An 18,821-nucleotide genomic window follows, 5' to 3' on the forward strand; every position below is an offset into this window, starting at 1 on the left:
GCCTCCAACGTGTAACTCGACTCGGAGGAATTCGCATGCCTTATTACTATGGATACGGCTTTGGCATTGACCCGCTGTACCTGCTGGTTGTTCTTGTCTGCACGGTGCTTGGCCTTGCCGCGCAGAGCTATATCAATTCCACGTACAAGACGTGGTCTAAGGTGCGCTCGGACGGCGATACGGGTGCCACGGTCGCTCGCCGCATGCTTGATGCCAACGGTTGTAGCGCCGTGGGCATCAAGGGCGTCGCCGGCGAGCTCACCGATCATTACAACCCGCAGGACAACAACCTGTATCTGTCGGATGCCAACCGTTCGGGCGGGTCGGTCGCAAGCGTTGCCGTCGCCTGCCACGAGGCGGGCCATGCCGCCCAGCGTCAAAGCGGCTACGCCATGATGAAGGTACGTACCGCTTTGGTCCCCGTCGTCAACTTTACCCAAAACACCTGGACGATCGTGCTGCTCATGGGCCTGTTCATGAACATCGCGGGGCTCACGACCCTCGCGTTGGTCTTCTTCTCGTTTAGCGTGCTGTTCCAGCTGGTTACGCTGCCGGTCGAGATCGATGCCAGTCGCCGCGCCGTGGCGTATATCGAGCAGTCGGGCATGAGTTCCAAGCAGGTCAACGGCGCCAAGAAGGTGCTGACGGCAGCCGCGCTTACCTATGTGGCCGCAGCGCTCACTTCGATCATTCAACTGCTCTACCTGATGGCTCGCTACAACAGAAATTCCAACCGATAACAAATAGGACAGGCAGGCGCCGTGGGGATTCGTGTCCTCGCGGCGCTGTACTATGTGTTGGACTTAAATTTGCGCAGGGCCGGAGCCCTTGTGCACGATGACGAAAGGGGGCTGCGTGGCAGGCTGGAATCTGACCGGCAATACCGTTTCCGCCGAGTTCGACGGATCGGACGAGCAGGAGCGCAAAGAGCTCAGCGTGAGCCAAGCGGTGGAGATCGCCGCCGGCGCGCTCGATGCCATTCCGCAGCTGAGCGTTTTGGGTGAGGTCACGGGTTTTCGTGGTCCCAATGCCCGAAGCGGCCACTGCTACTTCCAAATCAAGGACGACTCGGCGGCCGTCGACTGCATCATCTGGAAGGGCGCCTACCTTAAGCGTACCTTCGATCTGCGCGACGGCATGCAGGTAAGCTTTAAGGGCAGCTTCAATCTCTACAAGCCTACGGGTCGCATGAGCTTCGTCGCCCGCTCGTTCTCGCTGGCGGGGGAGGGCTTGCTGCGTCAGCAGGTGGCTCAGTTGGCCGAAAAGCTACGCCGCGAGGGCCTGATGGACGAAGCGCGCAAGCGCCGCATCCCGGTGTTTTGCTCGCGCGTGGCGGTTGTCACCTCGCTTTCGGGCGCCGTAATCGACGACGTCAAGCGTACGCTGCGCCGTCGCAACCCGCTCGTCGAGCTTGTCTGCGTGGGCGCAAAGGTCCAGGGCGAGGGTGCGCCGGCAGAGCTTATTGAAGGCTTGCGTCGTGCCGCTGCCATTACGCCGGCGCCCGATTGCATTTTGCTCGTGCGTGGCGGCGGTTCCTTCGAGGACCTCATGACCTTTAACGACGAGAAGCTTGCCCGCGCGGTGGCAGCCTGTCCCGTGCCCGTGGTGACGGGCATTGGGCATGAGCCCGATACCTCGATCTGCGACATGGTGAGCGACCGTCGCGCCTCCACGCCCACGGCTGCGGCAGAATCGGTGGCGCCGGCTATGACGGAGTTGGTCGATGTGCTCGAGACGCGCCATCAGCGTCTGGGCGCCGCGATGGCTTCGATGATCGGGTCGGATCAGGTCGATTTGGAAATGCTCGACCAGCGCGGTCGTCGGGCCTGGGACACCTATACGGCTCGTCTGGGCGCCGCGCTCGATGCAGCCGCGTGCCGCCCGTGCCTCAACGACCCCACGTTTATGGTCGAGCGTCGCGAGTCTGAGCTCGCCCTGACGGCCGATCGTCTGTCGGGCGCCATAACGCGTTCGGTTGGGGCCTTCCGCTCCAACTTCGAGCGTCTGCCCGAGCGCTTGGTTGCAAGCACCTCGGGGCTCGATGGCAAGCGCCATGCGCTCACACTTGCGAGTTCCCGTCTGGAGCATCAGGGGCGCACGATGCTCAGCAAATCCGCGTCCGACCTGGGCCGAGCTGCCGCGTCGCTCGATGCCTTGTCGCCGCTCAAGGTGCTTGCCCGCGGTTACTCCATCGCGTACAGCGATGACGGTGTGGCTACGAGCGCCAAGACCTTTAAGCCCGGCGATGCCATTCGCGTGCGCATGGCAGACGGCAACGTGGCGGCAACGGTCGATACGGTCGAGTAGGCCGCGTTTCATAGCGATAAACCTTTAGGAAAGGAAACAGATATGGCAGAGAAGACCCCGGTCGAGCAGCTTACGTACAAGCAGGCCTCGCAGGAGCTGGAGCTCATCATCCGCAGCCTGGAGTCGGGCGACATGGAGCTCGAGGAGTCGCTCGAGAGCTATACCCGCGGCGTTGAGCTCCTCAAGAGCCTGCGCACCCGCCTGTCCGATGCCGAGCAGAAGGTCTCGGTGCTCCTGAAGGACGTCGACGGCAACGACGTGCTCGCCGACGGCGAAGCCGCCAACACCGACGACAACCTTTCTTTCTAACCATCTCGCAGCCTACTTTGGGGTAGTCTTTTTGGGACGGGGCTTTTTTGACTACCCTTGCGCGACGGTTTGCCGAGTGTTTGCGCTTGCGAAAAAGTAGTCAAAAAAGCCCCGTCCCAAAAAGACTACCTTGGTCTGTGAGAAAGGAACCTACCATGTGTGATTGCATCTTCTGCAAAATTGCCAACCACGAGATCCCCTCGACCGTTGTCTATGAGGACGACCAGGTCATCGCCTTCGACGACCTCAACCCCCAGGCGCCGGTCCACACCCTCGTGATCCCCAAGAAGCACTACAGCGACATCGCCGACAACGTGCCTGCCGAGACCATGGGCGCCATGGCCCACGCCATCCAGGAGGTCGCTAAGGCCAAGGGCCTGGAGGACGGTTTCCGCGTCATCTCCAACAAGGGCGTCAACGCCGGTCAGACCGTCATGCACTTCCACATGCACGTCCTCGGCGGCAAGAACCTGGGCGAGAACCTCATCTGAGGACGCACAGCCCGTCGCCTTGGCTGCCTTTGGAGTAACCTATGCAGCTTTCTCAACTCGAATACCTTCAAGCGGTAGCGAACTACGGCGGCGTGCGCAAAGCGGCTCGCGCCGTTCACGTGAGCCCACAGGCCGTTTCGTCGGCAATCAAAAAGTTGGAATCTGAGTATCAGATTGTTTTGCTCGACCGATCGGCGGGGGAGGCTGTTTTGTCTCCGGCGGGCAGAGAATTTGCGCGTCGTGCACGCGTGATCCTGGCACAAGTCGACGATCTCAAAAAGTACGCTCAATCGGGGAACGGCGGCGTTTCGCCCGACGGCCACTTCCGTCTTTACGCCCCCTGTCTTCACGGGCGGGGGCGCCTTTTTTCCGAAAACTGGTACGACTCGTTTGAAAGCTTGCACCCCCAGATTCACCTTGATGTTTGGCATCAGCCAACGGCCACATGCTTTGAATCACTTGTGCTTGGCATTTCGGATGCGGCCATCTCATTTGAGGAACCAAGGGATAGTGTCCTTTCCTCGAAATACTTGGGTGAAAAGGAGCTCAAGGTTCTTTCGTGTCCAGCGGGTCATCAATCTGTGGGCGCTATGACCGTTCGAGAGTTGCTGGGCGGCAGGCTCGCTGTTCCAATTAATTTGTCACCCTGTCTCAATGCAATCAATCAATGTCCCGAAGCTCAACTGGTTAATTTCCGCTTTCGCGATGTCGAATACGGAAACAGGGCGCAGGCCGAGTTTCTTCAAGCCGGGGGATTGATATTGAGTTTTTCTGGCTCTTCTCTCGCATCAGATGGATTGGAAGTGAGCGAGTGCTCCATTGAAGCCTCGCATGACGTAGCCTTGCCCATCTACTTTTGCTATCGACAAAATGCCTGGACCGATCGACACCAGACGGTATTTCTTCATCAATTGCGTCATCTCGCTTCGTGAGATTAGTTGGCTTCGAGACGTCAAGTGATTATTGACGCCTTACAACACATAGCTGACAGCTTTGCCCTCATGCTTTTCCAAGATTTCGATTTAGATTGCTGACTCTTGGAGGGCGGAGCATGAAAAACCGTACGGTTTTGCTTTATATGACGTTCGTTTTTCTGTCGAACTTCAGCACCATCTTGTATTTTCTGACGGTTTATCTTGCATTCGTCGGATTCTCGATGGTAGCGATTTCTAGCATGATGATTGCCTATCAAGTGAGCAAGTTCATTCTTGAAGTTCCCACTGGCTATATTGCTGATAGGTTTGGACGAAAGACAAGCGGTCTCGTTGGCGTCGTGGGAATGCTTGGATACTACGCCGCCCTGCTCCTCGTCCGTTCTCCTCTGCTTTTAATCGGCGCGTTTGCTCTCAAAGGTTTTGCCGTTGCATGTGTGAGCGGATCCATAGAAGCGATCTACATTGACAGCGTCTCTCAGGACCAGCTCGTAAGACTTAATGTCGTTGAGCGATTTGTTTTCTATGCCTCTTATGCCATCTCCGCTTGCGTGGGCGGTTTCATTTCGTCTGTCGGTGCATATCTCATTGGTCTTTCGGCAGATATCATTGCAATGGTGTTGACGTTGGTTGTCGTTGTCTGCATTCCTGAGATGCGAAGAGGGGGCACTGCAGCGACACCTGAGCATGGAATTAGCCCGAAGATGATCGGTGCTGCTATTGCGGGTAATGGCATTCTTCGGTCAGCGTTCATCATGGACTGTTCTCAGGCATTTGCCTTCGTCGCTCTGGAAGACTTTTTCTCACTGTTGTTTGCAGGCCGCGGAATGAATGCCGTCGCTTCGGGCGTGACCATTGCGGTCCAGCTCTTTGCCTCCGCCTCCATAGGGTTTATTGTGCCCAGTGTGATTGCTCATGTCGACAAGGGCCGTTTTGCGCGTATTTGCGGCATCGTGCGCCTTTTCCTGACTGCTCTGTTTTTGATTCCCTTTACTCCGGTCTATTTGCTGCCCGTGTTCTATGTACTGCAGACGGTTGCTTACTCGTTATTTGCTCCAATTAAATACTCAATTTTTCAAAATGCTGTCGATTCTTCGATGCGCTGTTCACTGATTTCGGTCCAAAGCCAGATGGTGGCGGTGGGTGCCATCCTTTTCTATCTGTTCAATGCTGCGTTGAGCAGCATCGCGGGTATTCGAGTCATATTGCTTGTAGCGCTCGGGATATCTTCTTTGGTGTATATCCCCGCGCTATTTCGTCTTACAAGTCAAAGGCCGTGAGTATTTGGGCACCGATAACTTATATATCAACGCAATAAACCCGAGCGCGAGGGCGTTTGGGTTTATTATTGAAGCGTATGTAACCTGGCGGCGCCACACCGCCTGTTAGTAGGGAGACACATGAACGTTCTGGTCGTCAACGCAGGATCTTCGACCCTTAAGTATCAGGTCATCGATACCAAGTCCCACAAGGTGTCCGCAAAGGGCTCCTGCGAGCGCGTCTGCTTTACCGGCGGTACCTTCACCCACGCTGCCAACGGTTCCAAGAAAGTGACCGAGAACATCGAGTTCCCCGACCACAAAGTCGCCATCGAGGTCGTCCTGAAGGACCTCGAGGCCAACGGCGTCAAGATCGAGGGCATCGGCCACCGTATCGTTCAGGGCGGTTGGTACTTCGGCGATTCCTCCCTCGTCGACGAGGACGTCCTCGCCAAGATCCGCGAGGTCGCTCCGCTCGCCCCGCTGCACAACAACCCCGAGGCCAACGTTATCGAGTACTGCCTCGAGCAGTATCCCGACCTGCCCAACGTCACGGTCTACGACACTGCTTTCCACTTCAATATGCCCGAGGTCGCCAAGACCTACGCCCTGCCCAAGGACGTCTGCGACAAGCTGCACATCCGTAAGTACGGCGCCCACGGCACCAGCTACCGCTACATCTCCAAGAAGGTTGCCGAGATGACCAACGGCGAGGCTCGCAAGGTCGTCGTGTGCCACATCGGTTCCGGCGCTTCCCTGTGCGCCATCGAGGACGGCAAGTGCATGGACACCACCATGGGCTTGACGCCGCTCGACGGTGTCATGATGGGCACCCGCTGCGGCTCCATCGACCCTGCTACCGTGTGCTACCTGCAGCGCGAAGGTGGCTACACCTTCGACGAGGTCGACGAGATGATGAACAAGAAGTCCGGCCTTTTGGCTGTGACCGGCGGCAAGACCAACGACTGCCGCAACGTCGAGGAGCTCGCCGCTGCTGGTGACCCCGAGGCCCAGCTCGCCTTCGATATGTTCGTTTACAAGATTGCCGCCAAGGCTGCCGAGATGGCCACTTCCATGTGCGGCATGGACACCCTGGTCTTTACCGCCGGCATCGGCGAGCACGCTCCGGCTGTCCGCGCCGGCGTGGCCGATCGTCTGGCCTTTATGGGCGTCAAGATGGACCATGCCCGCAACGCTCTGCGTGGCGACGGCGCTTGGTGCCTGTCCGCCAAGGATTCCAAGGTCAAGATCTTCGTCATCCCCACGGATGAGGAGTTCATGATCGCTTCTGACGTCGAGCGCATCGTCAACGGCAAATAATTGCAAGAGGGGAGGGGCTGGACGACCGAGCGCCGTTTGGCCCCTCTTTTGTGCTCGTTGGGCGATATGCTTGATAGCTATTTATCAAGTTGTGATAACTTCTTATTAAAATGCGGCCGCCTTAAGGGGTCTGCGTCGACCGTATTGCACTGCAAAGGAGTCTCATGAACGTACTTGTTGTCAACGCCGGCAGCTCAAGCCTTAAATATCAGCTTTTGGATACCGATACCCGCGAGGTTTTCGCCAAGGGCAACTGCGAACGTATCGGTTCGGACATGGGCATCTTTGGCCACTCCGAGAACGGTGGCGCCAAGCAGACCGAGGAGGTCCCTTTCCCCGATCATCGCTCTGCTATCGCTCGTGTGCTCGAGGAGCTCGAGAAGACCGACTTTACGATTGATGGTATTGGGCATCGTATCGTTCAGGGCGGCTGGCACTTCGATGATTCCGCAGTTGTCGACGACGAGGTTATGGCCAAGATTCTTGAGGTGGCACCACTTGCCCCGCTGCACAACTACGGCGAGGCCGCGGCGATTGAGTACTGCCGTGAGAAGTATCCGGAGCTGCCCAACGTGGCGGTCTTCGATACCTCGTTCCATATGACCATGCCCGAGGTCGCCTATACCTACGCGCTGCCCAAGGACGTGTGCGACAAGTACCACGTGCGCAAGTACGGCGCCCACGGCACGAGCCACCGCTATGAGTGGGTGATGGCCAAGGAGATCCTGGGTTCGCGCTGCCACCGTCTGCTTTCGTGCCATCTGGGTAACGGTGCTTCGCTCGCTGCTATCGAGGACGGCGTGTGCCGCGACACCACGATGGGCCTCACGCCGCTTGACGGTCTGATGATGGGTACCCGCTGCGGTTCCATTGACCCGGCTACCGTATGCTACCTGCAGCGCGAGGGCGGTTACAGCTACCAGGAAGTCGACGACATGATGAACAAGCAGTCCGGCCTGCTTGCCATTTCGGGTATCTCCAACGACGCCCGCGACATCCGCACGCGCGCCTCCGAGGGCGACGAGCGCTGCCTGCTCGCCTTCGATATGTTCGCCTACAAGGCCATGCAGCAGGCCGGTTCCATGATCGCCTCCATGGCGGGCGTGGACACCATCACCTTTACCGCCGGCATTGGCGAGAACGACTGGTCGATTCGCAAGGCCTTCTGCGACTGCTTTGAGTGGCTGGGCGTGCGCATCGACAACAACAAGAACCGCGAGGCCGTGGGCAATGGCCCGCAGGTCATCAGTGCCGCCGGTTCCTCCGTCACGGTCATGGTCATCCCCACCGACGAGGAATACATGATCGCCCACGACGTCGAGCGTCTGACCAAGAACAACTAACGCACGCATTTGCAAGTAAACGAAAGGCCTCCAGAGCAACAGCTCCGGAGGCCTTTTTGCTAGCAAGTGGAAATCCGAGTCCCAAAGTGATCGCCACCAGCAACGTCTGCACTTTCAGCAACGACACCCATCCGTTCAGATTTTCAGACCCAGCTCGTAGCCAAGCCGCCGTCCACTCCAGATGCCCTGATTGCAACGTAGCGGCAGGGACCCTACAGGGTAAAGCTCTGAAAACTATCCGCAGGACGCATGAAACCCCCGCCGCACGAAGTGCGCAGCGGGGGTTTCATGCATGTCCGAGGACGTTTTCAGAGCTTTACCCTGTAGGGCCCCGAGGGGATATGTCAGCTACTCAGCCATCTGAGCCTGGACGGCGGTGATGGCCACGACACCCACGATGTCGTCGGCAGAGCAGCCGCGCGACAGGTCGTTGACCGGCTTGGCGATGCCCTGCAGGATGGGGCCGTAAGCGTCGGCGCCGGCGAAGCGCTGGACCAGCTTGTAGCCGATGTTGCCGGCCTCGAGGTCGGGGAACACGAGCACGTTGGCCTTACCGGCGACGGAGGAGCCGGGAGCCTTGAGCTGGGCGACGGTGGGGACAATAGCGGCGTCGAGCTGCAGGTCGCCATCGATGGCGAGCTCGGGAGCCTTCTCCTTGCAGAACTTCACGGCCTCTTGGACCTTCTTGGCGACCTCGCCGCCAGCGGAGCCCATGGTGGAGTAGGAGAGCATGGCCACGTGCGGCTCAACATTGCCCATGAAGGTGGACCAGGAGTGAGCGGAGGCGATGGCGATCTCGGAGAGCTCGTCGGAGGACGGGTTGATGTTGAGGCCGCAGTCGGCGAAGATCAGCGTGCCGTCGGTGCCGAACTGCGGGGTATCGGTGCACATCACGAAGAAGGCCGAGACCAGCTTGGTGCCCGGGGCGGTCTTGAGGATCTGAAGCGCAGGGCGCAGAGTGTCGGCAGTGGAGTGGCAGGCACCGGAGACCAGGCCGTCGGCATCGCCCATCTTGACCATCATGGTGCCAAAGTAGGTGGCGTCCATCACCTGGGCGCGAGCCTGCTCGATGGTGACGCCCTTCTTGGCGCGGAGCTCGGCAAACTTCTGCGCGTACTCCTCGTGCTTCTCGGCATTGCGCGGGTCGATGACGGTGGCGCCGGGAACGTTGATCTCGTCGGGGTTGCCCAGGATGACAATCTTTGCCAGACCCTCCTCGATGATCTTGGTGGCCGCGACGATGGTGCGCGGATCTTCGCCCTCGGGCAGGACGATCGTCTTAAGGTCGGCCTTGGCGGCAGACTTCATACGGTTAAGGAAATCGCTCATGTTACTCCTTACAAGCGTTTCGCTAAGCTCCAGGCGCCCGGCTGTTCACGAATAAACCCGCTGCTAGCGGGTTTACCTTTCAATTATGTACGCCGCGGTGCTTGAGCTTTCCTTGTGTGGCAAGCTCATTATAGGACGCATTAGCGCTATAATCGCTCTGATAAATATGTCTCGAAGAATGTTCGAGAAAAGCCCAGCTAACGAGCCCGTGGCTTTTGACAAGGAGTATCGATGCAGATTACCTCAGGCCTGCCTGAAGGCTTTAACGCCGGCGCGTACGACATGATTGTCGTCGGTGCTGGATATGCCGGCGCCGTTTGTGCCCGCCGTCTTGCCGAGACCATCGGCTATCGTGTTGCCGTTTTGGAGCGCCGTAGCCACATTGCGGGCAATGCCTATGACTGCACTGACGAGGCCGGAATCCTGATCCACGAGTACGGTCCGCATATCTATCACACCTTTAACGAGCGCGTGCACAATTTCCTGTCGCGCTTTACCAAGTGGACGGATTATCAGCACAAGGTGCTCGCCAACATCAACGGTACCCTTATGCCCGTGCCCTTCAACCATGCGAGTCTCAAGCTCGCCTTTGGTGACGAGCGCGGCGAGGAGCTGTATCAGAAGCTCGTGGAGACCTTTGGCAAGGATGTCAAGGTGCCCATTATGGAGCTGCGTAAGAAGAACGACCCCGACTTGGCCGAGGTCGCCGATTACGTCTACGAGAACGTCTTTTTGCATTACACCATGAAGCAGTGGGGCCAGACGCCCGATCAGATCGACCCCTCGATCACCGGCCGCGTTCCCGTCTTTGTGGGCGATGATGACCGCTACTTCCCGCAAGCTCCCTTCCAGGGCATGCCGCAGGAGGGCTACACGGCGCTCTTTGAGCACATGCTCGACCACGACCTGATCGACGTGTTCTGCGACGTGGACGCCCGCGATCTCTTTGAGATCGACGAGACTACCGTCAAGATCGACGGCAAAGTCTATGGTGGCGAGATTGTCTATACCGGTCCGCTCGACGAGCTGTTCAACCTCGACCTGGGCGCTCTGCCGTACCGTACGCTCGACATGAAGTTCGAGACGCTCGATATGGACCAGTTCCAGCCCGTGGGCACCGTCAACTACACCACGAGCGAGGACTACACGCGCATCACCGAGTTCAAGAACATGACTGGGCAGGTCCTGCCCGGCAAGACCACCATCATGAAGGAGTACTCCAAGGCCTATACGCCCGACTCGGGCGAGACGCCGTACTACGCCATTCTTGAGCCCGAGAACCGTGAGCTCTATGAGCGCTATCTTGAGCGCGTCCAGAACCTGACGAACTTCCACCCGGTGGGTCGTCTGGCCGAGTATCGTTACTACGATATGGACGCCGTGACCAATTCCGCCCTCGATCTTTCGGATGAGATTATCGCCTGCCATGCATAAAGTCATAACATTCGGTATTCCCTCGTATAACGCCGCCAAGGACATGGACCATTGCATCACCTCCATCTTGGAGGGGAGCAATTACGCCACCGATATCGAGATTATCGTGGTGGACGACGGCTCCAAGGACGAGACGGCCGCCAAGGCCGACGAGTGGGAGGCCCGTTATCCTGGAATCATCCGCGCGGTGCACCAGGAGAATGGCGGTCACGGTATTGCCGTCCTTTCGGGTCTGCGCGAGGCGCAGGGCACCTACTACAAGGTTGTCGACTCGGACGACTGGCTTGACGGCGCTGCCCTTTCGACCATGCTGTCGATTCTGCGTGGCTTTGAGGAGCGCGACCAGCGCGTTGACCTGTTTATCTCGAACTACGTGTACGAGAAGGTTTACGAGGGGACGCATACCGCTATTGGCTACAAATTTGCCCTGCCGCGCAAAAAGATCTTTTCTTGGGATCAGATCGGTCATTTCCGCCTGGACCAGAACCTACTCATGCACAGCCTGTGCTATCGCACGGATGTGCTGCGCGAGTCCAACCTTCCCATGCCGCCGCACACGTTCTATGTGGACAACATCTACGCCTACGTGCCGCTGCCGCGTTGCAAGACCATGTACTACGCCGACATCGACCTCTACCGCTACTTTATCGGTCGCGAAGGTCAGAGCGTCAACGAGGCAACGATGGTCAAGCGTCTGGACCAGCAGTTCCGTGTTACGCGTATCATGATGGAGTCGTACCACCTGTACAGCGATGTTGAGTCGTCGCGCCTGCGTTCGTACATGATGGGCTACTTCACCATGATGATGGCGATCTGCTCGGTGCTCACCAAGCTTTCCGAGGAAGATTGCGCCGACGAGCGCCTAAAGACGCTGTGGAATGATTTGAAGGCCTACGACGAGCGCATGTATCGTCGTGCCCGTTACGGCGTGGTCGGGTTCTTCACCAATCTGCGCGGACGGGCGGGAGACAAAACCACACTCGGCCTATACCGTCTTGCCTCAAAGATCTTCAAATTCAACTAGCTGCTGAGTAATCGCTGCTGATAGGTTGACTGGGCCCCTTGGCCCTTAGTTTGCTACTGCGAACAGTCCTGCTCGCAGTAGCAAACTAAGGGCCAAGGGGCCTCTGCTATAAGAATCGATTGTCAGGTTAGGCTACTTCGCGGCGCCGGGGATGCCGTGGGAGGTTTTGGCGGTTTTGGCTCCGTTTACGATGGCGGTCTGTAGGGCCCTTACGGCGAGCATGCCCAGCAGGTCTAGGGGAACGGCGACGCTTGCCTGGGCGCCCAGTTTGCCGCTGGCGAGGGTGTAGATGGTGTCGCCGTCGTTGGTGGTGTGTGTGGGGCGGATGGCGTGTGCGTAGGCGTCTGCGGCCATCTGGGAGACCTTGGTGGCTTGTGCCTTAGTGAGTTCCACGTTGGTGATGATGCAGCTGATGGTGGTGTTGGTGCGGTCGAGCGGCATCTGCATGGATCCGGCGGCGGCAAAGGCTGCGAGTTCCATGTCGACGATTTGGTCACTATCGGCTGCGGCGCGCATGCCGGCAACCCACTCGCCGGTGAAGGGGTCGACAACGTTGCCGCAGGCGTTGACCGAGACCACGGCGCCCACCTTGATGGGGCCGAGAGCCAAAGCGGCAGCGCCAAGGCCGGCCTTCATGCAGGTAGCAGGGCCCATGAGCTTACCCACGGTAGCGCCCGTGCCGGCGCCCACGTTGCCCTGTTCGAGCTTGGTGGGGGTGTTGTCGAGTGCTTCGCGCACGGCGGCGATGCCGGCCTCAATGTCGGGGCGAACGATGGGGTTACCAAAGGCGAGGTCGAAGATACAGCTGGAGCACACGATGGGCACCTGCGTGGGGCCGACGGGAAGGCCGATGCCGCGGCTCTCAAGCTCGCGAGCGACGCCGCTTGCAGCCTCGAGGCCAAAGGCCGATCCACCCGAAAGGCAGACGGCGTGGACCTTGTCGACGGTGTTCTCGGGTCGCAGCAGGTCGGTTTCGCGCGATGCTGGAGCACCGCCGCGAACGTCAACGCCGCCGGTGGCGCCCTCGGGTGCCACGATTACGGTGCAACCGGTGCCGGCCTCCTCGTCCGTATAGTTGCCATAGCAAAAGCCATCGACATCGCAGACGTCAATGGCCTCGAGCAGTGTATCCATGTTTAACTCCTATCGGTTTTCCGCCGCGCCTTGTGCCCGGTCGGGATCCGTACGGTACGCCAAAATTGTAGGCGCTGGGGAATACCCAGCGCCAGATGCAATTACGAGAGTTTTTGAATCGCGCGCGCGACGCGGGCGATGGGTAGGCCCACCACGTTATAGAAGTCGCCCGAAATATCGTGCACGAGCATGCGTCCGCCTGTGCCCTGAATGCCGTAGGCGCCGGCCTTGTCCATGGGCTCACCCGAGGCGACGTAGCGCTCGATCTGCTCGTCGGTGAGCTCGTAGAACGTCACGTCGGTCACATCGACAAAGGACAGGCTCTCGGCGGCATGCGGGGCGGCCGTATTGCCTGCCTTAACGATGCAGACGCCGGTTGCGACCTGGTGCGTGCGGCCCGAAAGCTCACGGAGCATGGTGCGCGCCTCGTCCTCGGTTGCCGGCTTGCCCAGAATCTTGCCGTCAAAGGTGACGATGGTGTCGGCCGCGACCGTTAGCTCATTGGGCTCGGCATGCTCGGCGGCAACGGCGGCGGCTTTTGCGCGTGCTAAGCGTTCAACGAGCGTAAGCGGGGCCTCGCCATCAAACGGCGTTTCGTCGATATCGGCAGGAATGATGCGAATGTCATAGTCCGCCTCGCGCATCAACTCGATGCGGCGCGGTGATTGCGAAGCCAAAATCATAGCTGAATGCCCTCGGCGACTTTCTCGACGGCCTTGTCGCCGGCGAGCGTGCGCAGCAGCTCAAGCGCAAAGGGGAGCGACTGGGCCATGCCGCTAGCGGTGATGATGTTGCCGTCTTGCGTAACCTTCTCGCCGGTATAGGCGCCTTCGGGGAAGCTTTTCTCAAAGCCAGGGAAGCACGTGGCGTGGCGCCCCTCGAGCAGGTCGAGCTCGCCCAGGATAAACGGGGCGGCGCAGATGGCGGCGACGTGCTTGGTCGCGGCGAACTCGCAGACCACGTCGCAGACGCGCTGATCGGCGCGCAGGTTGGTGGCACCGGGTAGGCCGCCGGGCAGCACGACGCAGTCGTACTCGTCAAAGTTGATCTCATCAAAGAGCGCATCGCAGGTCACGGGGATCTGCAGCGAGCTTACGACCTCACGCGTGGGCATAATCGAGACGAGCGTGGCACGCACGCCGCCGCGACGCATGACATCGACCATGGTCAAGCACTCAATAGTTTCAAAGCCATCGGCGGCGAGAACGGCAACGCTGGGCATGAGGGTTCCTTTCATAGGCGGCATACAATTAGCCGTCTTATACCCCGAAGACCTCCGCTTGCCACGCTCGATTTCCCGATGATTTTCTGAGCAATGATTAAGCGGCTAGTTGCGCCTAAGGTGGACGACGGTCTCGCAGTGGAAGGTTTGTGGGAACAGGTCGACTGGCGTGATCTTTACGGGGGAGAAGGTGCCTTCTTCGACAAAGCGTTTGAGATCGCGCGCCAGGGTGGCCGGGTCGCAGCTCACGTAGGCGACATCGCGGGCACTCGTGCTGGCGATAAGGCCGATCGCCTCGGGGGCGAGGCCTGCGCGCGGCGGGTCGACCACCAAGATGTCGGCATCCTGGTCGGGGAACTCGCGCACCGCGTCTCCGCCAATGACGTCGACGTTATCAAGCTTGTTGATTTCCAGGTTACGGCGTAGATCGCGCACGGCGGGGCCGTAGGCCTCGACGGCAGCGACAAAGTCGCAGCGGCGGGCGAGCGGCAGGGTAAAGGTGCCGGCACCGCAGTACAGGTCCACGGCAAGCTCGTCTTCCTGCGGGTCGAGCGCTTCCATGACAAGATCGATCAAAATCTCGGCACCCTTGGTGTTGACCTGGAAAAAAGACGGGGCAGACAAGCGCATCTGATCCTCGGCGATATTCTCGGTCCATGAGCCCTCTCCGGCGAGCATTTCGACCTTGGAGACACGGCGGGCCTTCTTTTCGCCCTTGCTCATCACGCGTACGATGCTCGTAGGATGAGCGGCGTCCGCCAGCACGCGGGAGACCTGCGAGCGCGGAAAAGAGCCTGTGGGCGTCCAGAGTGCGACCTCGAGTGCCTTGGTGCGGCGCGATGCGCGAATGCCCACGCGTTCGAGCCCCAAGTCATGGCTGCCGCTTAGATAGTTGAGTGCGCCGACGACCGATTTGAGCGCCTTCGGGAAGCGCTTATCGAACAGCGGGCACGTATCGACGGTCACGATTTTGCTGGGGTCGACACCGTGCATGCCAAGGCGCACGCGACCGTTGACGACGGTCGGTTCGAGCTCGATTTTATTGCGGTAGCCCCAGTCGTCCTTGGTGTGGCAGATGGGCTGTACCAACTCATCGACCTGCTCAGGAGCGAACTTGCCGATGCGCTCGAGCGTGGAGCGCAGGTTTTGCTCCTTGGCGGCGAGCTGTGCCGTGCGTGAGAGATTGCCCCACGAGCAGCCGCCGCAGATGCCCACGAAGGGGCAGGGAGGCTGAATGCGATCGGGGCTTGGCTCCAGAATCTCGGTGGTGCGGGCGCGCATGAACGACTTGCCGTCCTGTACGACCTCAGCCTCGACGGTGTCGCCTGCCACGGCACCCTGCACAAAGACGGCCTTGCCGTTGTCGGCGTGCGCCAGCCCGTCGGCGCCGTAGGTCATCGATTCTATAGTGAGCTTCATATTCCTGCCTGTCATTCGCGTTGTTGCTCGCACCATGGTAGCAGGGAAAAGCGCCCCGCATCCGAGGCTTTCCTCAAATGCGGGGCGCTTCTACAAACTGCTTCTACAAACGACTATTTCGTCTTGCCGGTAATGAGCGTCTTAAGACCCAGGCCGATCAGACCCAGGCCCATGCGCACGCGACCGGGGCGATGACGCTCGATGGCCTTGGTCTTGCCGGCGGGCTTATCGCGACGGGCACTCGTCCCGGGTGCGGACTTGGTGACCTGCGGCTCGGGCTGAGGTGCAGGTGCAGGCTCGGGCTCAATGACGGTCGCCTGGACCTCTTGGACCTTGGGCGTGGTCGGCTGCGGATCAGGAGCTGGGGCGGGCTTTGCCTCGGCGGCGGGCTCCGGAGTCGCGGTAGCGGGCTCGGGCGCTTTCTCCATGGCGGGCTCTGCGGCAGCCTCGGGCTCATTCACCGGGGGAGCGGCAACCGCTTCCGGTTTGGCGGCTGCCCCATGTTCAACCTCGGCCTGAATAGCTTCTTCGGCCACACGTTCCTTCTCCTGTGCGCGCTGCTGCGCGGCGGTCTCGGCGTTGCGGTAGGCACGCTCCAGTAGAGCTTCCTGCGAGTTGAAGGGTTTCTCACCCTCTGCACACTCCACGGGGACCCAGGTGCCGTCGCTCGTGAGGCTGCGGGCCTTCACGTTGTCCTGCAGCTGCATGCCCATGTACTCGTGTACCAGGGCGCGGCAGGTGGGGTCGAGCACGGGGAAGGCGATCTCCACGCGGTGCTCGGTGTTGCGTGTCATCATGTCTGCCGAGCTCAGGTAAATCATGTCCGAGTCCACGCCAAAAGCGTAAACACGGGCGTGCTCCAAAAAGCGTCCGACGATGGAGCGGACATGCACGTTCTCGGTCTTGCCCGGAACACCGGGCTTGAGGCACGAGATGCCGCGGATGATCATGTCCACGCGCACGCCGGCACACGATGCCTCGGCGATCTTGTCGATAACCTCGCGGTCGGTCAGCGAGTTGAGCTTAAAGAACACGCGGGCGGGCTCGCCGGCAAGGGCGCGCTGGATCTCGCGGTCAAGCCCGCGCATGATGAGCGGTTTCAGTCCGACGGGCGCCACACCCAGGAAGCGGTAGTCGCCGCGCAGGTTGCCCAGCGACAGATTGCGGAAGAACAGGTTGGCGTCTTCACCGATGCCGGGATGGGCCGTCATGAGCATAAAGTCGCTGTAGAGTTTGGCCGTCTTCTCGTTAAAGTTGCCGGTGCCCAAAAGCGTGAGGCGGGTGAGCGCCATACCCTCGCGATAGGTGAGCTGGCAGATCTTTGAGTGGCATTTAAAGCCCTCGGAACCATAGATGACGGTGCAGCCCGCTTCTTCCAGACGCTCGGCCCACTCGATGTTGTTCTGCTCGTCAAAGCGCGCGCGGAGCTCCATGAGCACCGTGACCTCTTTGCCGTTCTCGGCAGCATCGATCAGCGACTCGCACAGGCGGCTCTGCTTGGCCACGCGGTAGAGCGTGATGCGCAGCGAGATGCACTCGGGGTCATAGGCGGCCTCGTGCACCAGGTCCAAGAACGGGTTCATGGCCTCGTAGGGATAAAAGAGCAGCTTGTCGTGCTGCAGCACCTGCTCGCGGATGGAGCGGGTCATGTCGATGTTGGGATTGGGCTGCGGCCTAAACGGCGTAAAGAGCAGCTCGTTGCGCAGGTGCTCGGGAATCTTGCCCTCAATGCCGAAGACGTAGCCCAGGTTGAGCGGGATATCGCAGGTAAAGACAGAGCGGCGCGAAAGCTCGAGCGCCTTGCGGATAGTCTTGAGCGTTGCCTTCTCGAGCGACCCCGAGACCGCGAGCACTACCGGCTGCAGGCGCAGGCGCTTCTTGAGGATGCGCTTCATGTGCTGGCGGTAGTCCTCTTCCTCTTCGACGCCCTCGCCGTCCGGATCGATGTCGGCGTTGCGGGTGACGCGGATCAGCGCACGATCCAGCGGCTTATAGGAGCCAAAGCAGCTGTCCAAGCAGGCGAGGATGACGTCCTCGAGCAAGATGTAGGAGTAGGTGCCGGTGGGCGAGGGGATCTCGACCACGCGGTTCATCGAGGCGGGAATCTCGATAAGTCCCAGCAGGCTCTCCTCGTCGGTGGCGCCGTCCAGACCACAGGCCAGATAGAGCGCGCCATTGCGCAGGTTGGGGAAGGGGTGGCGCGGATCGATGACCAGCGGCGAGATGACCGGCGACACGTAGGCCTGAAAGTAGCGGGTTACAAAGGTGCGCTCCTCGGGCGTAAGCGAATCGATGCGGGCGCGGTGAACGCCCAAGGTGTCGAGCTTGCCCTCGATGCTCTTAAAGATGGACTCCCAACGGGTAAGGAGCCCGGGCATTTCGGCCATGACAGCATCGACCTGTTCGGAGGCGGTCATATTGCTCTTGTTGTCGACAGGTTGTTTTTTGAGCTCCGCCAGATCGGACAGGCCGCCCACGCGCACCATAAGGAACTCGTCGAGGTTGGACTCGAAGATCGAGACGAACTTTAGTCGCTCGAATAACGGAACGGTTTCGTCGAAGGCTTCGTCGAGCACGCGGTTGTCAAAGCGTAGCCAGCTGAGCTCTCGGTTTTGCGTGTACGAGAAGTCGCGCGGCGGTTTGCGCAGCTTTGCGGCGGCTTGCTTCTTTTCGATTTTGCTCGGCATATGCATCTGTCCGTTCAGTCCCCACAAGGGACGGTAGCCTAACACTAATCACTATTGTCTCAATTTAGTCGACCTGTAGCACGGACGCATCGCGCGAACGGTATCTTTACCTACTTCTTACGCTGCCAAGGCATGCAACTAACTGCCCAACTCGTTTGGAAACAATCTATATCCATACTCAACTGGTGAGGATGTATGAATAAGAATGATTGCGAGCTGAATATAATCGAATCCAAATTGAATCATGGACAAACGACATATATATGCAGAAAACCGTTTTAGATATGCAATTCCTAAACATGAAAATATTTGTGCAATCTAGCTTAATTCCTTAGAAAAAAGAACATTTACCTTTGAAAACCTGCTTTAGAGAACCGAAGTGCATCATGGGGGAATCATATGCGATATACCGTTCATCGCACTTTGCTGACCGTTCGGGGGCGAGGTGGAATTGCAGGTGGTTTTTGGATATAACTAGAGCTGTCAGCAAGCAGCGTCCCATACGGAGGGGCGCTGATACATTCGGCCAGTAAGGCCCGAAAGAAAGGTAGGAGGCCATGACGAAAGGTCTGCACGTGCCTTCCGAGATCGGCAAGCTCAGGAAGGTCTGC

The 18,821-nt window shown here is 59.3% G+C and carries 16 protein-coding genes; 10 read left to right on the plus strand and 6 right to left on the minus strand.

Annotated features, from left to right (window positions below; translation table 11 throughout):
* The first annotated feature begins 35 nt into the window (after window positions 1-35).
* The 8 genes from PMX21_RS00590 to PMX21_RS00625 all read left to right on the plus strand — a co-directional run bounded on the left by PMX21_RS00590 (window position 36) and on the right by PMX21_RS00625 (window position 7,961).
* On the plus strand, window positions 36-740 hold the full coding sequence (locus PMX21_RS00590) for a zinc metallopeptidase (protein WP_117735251.1): 705 nt from the start codon (window positions 36-38) through the stop codon (window positions 738-740).
* A 115-nt stretch (window positions 741-855) separates the two neighbouring features.
* The gene (xseA, locus tag PMX21_RS00595; RefSeq protein ID WP_416378161.1) at window positions 856-2,307 is read left to right on the plus strand and encodes an exodeoxyribonuclease VII large subunit; all 1,452 of its coding nucleotides are present in this window, start codon (window positions 856-858) and stop codon (window positions 2,305-2,307) included.
* 42 nt (window positions 2,308-2,349) lie between these two features.
* Complete coding sequence (gene xseB, locus PMX21_RS00600; RefSeq protein ID WP_006234311.1) at window positions 2,350-2,616, plus strand: exodeoxyribonuclease VII small subunit; 267 nt, start codon at window positions 2,350-2,352, stop codon at window positions 2,614-2,616.
* Between the two features lie 155 nt (window positions 2,617-2,771).
* A complete protein-coding gene (locus tag PMX21_RS00605) occupies window positions 2,772-3,107 on the plus strand; it encodes a histidine triad nucleotide-binding protein (RefSeq protein ID WP_035137921.1) in 336 nt (111 codons plus the stop codon).
* A gap of 41 nt (window positions 3,108-3,148) precedes the next feature.
* Window positions 3,149-4,039 (plus strand): LysR family transcriptional regulator, encoded by an 891-nt coding sequence (locus tag PMX21_RS00610; protein WP_271757130.1) that lies wholly within the window; start codon window positions 3,149-3,151, stop codon window positions 4,037-4,039.
* Window positions 4,040-4,158: 119 nt separating this feature from the next.
* A complete protein-coding gene (locus tag PMX21_RS00615) occupies window positions 4,159-5,319 on the plus strand; it encodes an MFS transporter (protein WP_271757132.1) in 1,161 nt (386 codons plus the stop codon).
* A 120-nt stretch (window positions 5,320-5,439) separates the two neighbouring features.
* Window positions 5,440-6,618: an acetate/propionate family kinase gene (locus PMX21_RS00620; RefSeq protein WP_006234305.1), complete on the plus strand. Its 1,179-nt coding sequence runs from the start codon at window positions 5,440-5,442 to the stop codon at window positions 6,616-6,618.
* 164 nt (window positions 6,619-6,782) lie between these two features.
* Window positions 6,783-7,961: an acetate/propionate family kinase gene (locus PMX21_RS00625; RefSeq protein WP_271757135.1), complete on the plus strand. Its 1,179-nt coding sequence runs from the start codon at window positions 6,783-6,785 to the stop codon at window positions 7,959-7,961.
* Between the two features lie 348 nt (window positions 7,962-8,309).
* On the opposite strand, the gene pta is transcribed toward PMX21_RS00625, so the two are convergent.
* Window positions 8,310-9,290: a phosphate acetyltransferase gene (gene pta / locus PMX21_RS00630; protein WP_006234296.1), complete on the minus strand. Its 981-nt coding sequence runs from the start codon at window positions 9,288-9,290 to the stop codon at window positions 8,310-8,312.
* 231 nt (window positions 9,291-9,521) lie between these two features.
* On the opposite strand from pta, the gene glf reads away from it, so the two are divergent.
* Both glf and PMX21_RS00640 read left to right on the plus strand, forming a co-directional pair.
* Window positions 9,522-10,724: a UDP-galactopyranose mutase gene (gene glf / locus PMX21_RS00635; RefSeq protein WP_271757140.1), complete on the plus strand. Its 1,203-nt coding sequence runs from the start codon at window positions 9,522-9,524 to the stop codon at window positions 10,722-10,724.
* The gene (locus PMX21_RS00640) at window positions 10,717-11,748 is read left to right on the plus strand and encodes a glycosyltransferase family 2 protein (protein ID WP_022094096.1); all 1,032 of its coding nucleotides are present in this window, start codon (window positions 10,717-10,719) and stop codon (window positions 11,746-11,748) included. The genes glf and PMX21_RS00640 overlap by 8 nt, the downstream gene beginning before the upstream one ends.
* A 132-nt stretch (window positions 11,749-11,880) precedes the next feature.
* On the opposite strand, the gene PMX21_RS00645 is transcribed toward PMX21_RS00640, so the two are convergent.
* From PMX21_RS00645 to ppk1, 5 genes are all read right to left on the minus strand, one after another.
* Window positions 11,881-12,882: a P1 family peptidase gene (locus tag PMX21_RS00645; RefSeq protein WP_271757143.1), complete on the minus strand. Its 1,002-nt coding sequence runs from the start codon at window positions 12,880-12,882 to the stop codon at window positions 11,881-11,883.
* Window positions 12,883-12,983: 101 nt separating this feature from the next.
* Entirely contained in the window at window positions 12,984-13,565 is a 582-nt protein-coding gene (locus PMX21_RS00650) for a Maf family protein (protein ID WP_055287257.1), read from the minus strand.
* Window positions 13,562-14,104, minus strand: a complete 543-nt coding sequence (locus PMX21_RS00655; RefSeq protein ID WP_055287259.1) for a DJ-1 family glyoxalase III — start codon at window positions 14,102-14,104, stop codon at window positions 13,562-13,564. The genes PMX21_RS00650 and PMX21_RS00655 overlap by 4 nt, the downstream gene beginning before the upstream one ends.
* A 105-nt stretch (window positions 14,105-14,209) precedes the next feature.
* A complete protein-coding gene (gene rlmD, locus PMX21_RS00660) occupies window positions 14,210-15,538 on the minus strand; it encodes a 23S rRNA (uracil(1939)-C(5))-methyltransferase RlmD (RefSeq protein WP_271757148.1) in 1,329 nt (442 codons plus the stop codon).
* Window positions 15,539-15,636: 98 nt separating this feature from the next.
* Entirely contained in the window at window positions 15,637-18,210 is a 2,574-nt protein-coding gene (gene ppk1 / locus PMX21_RS00665) for a polyphosphate kinase 1 (protein ID WP_271757151.1), read from the minus strand.
* Window positions 18,211-18,821 lie beyond the last annotated feature (611 nt).

Source organism: Collinsella aerofaciens, from assembly GCF_028209885.1.
Lineage (GTDB): Bacteria > Actinomycetota > Coriobacteriia > Coriobacteriales > Coriobacteriaceae > Collinsella > Collinsella aerofaciens_BA.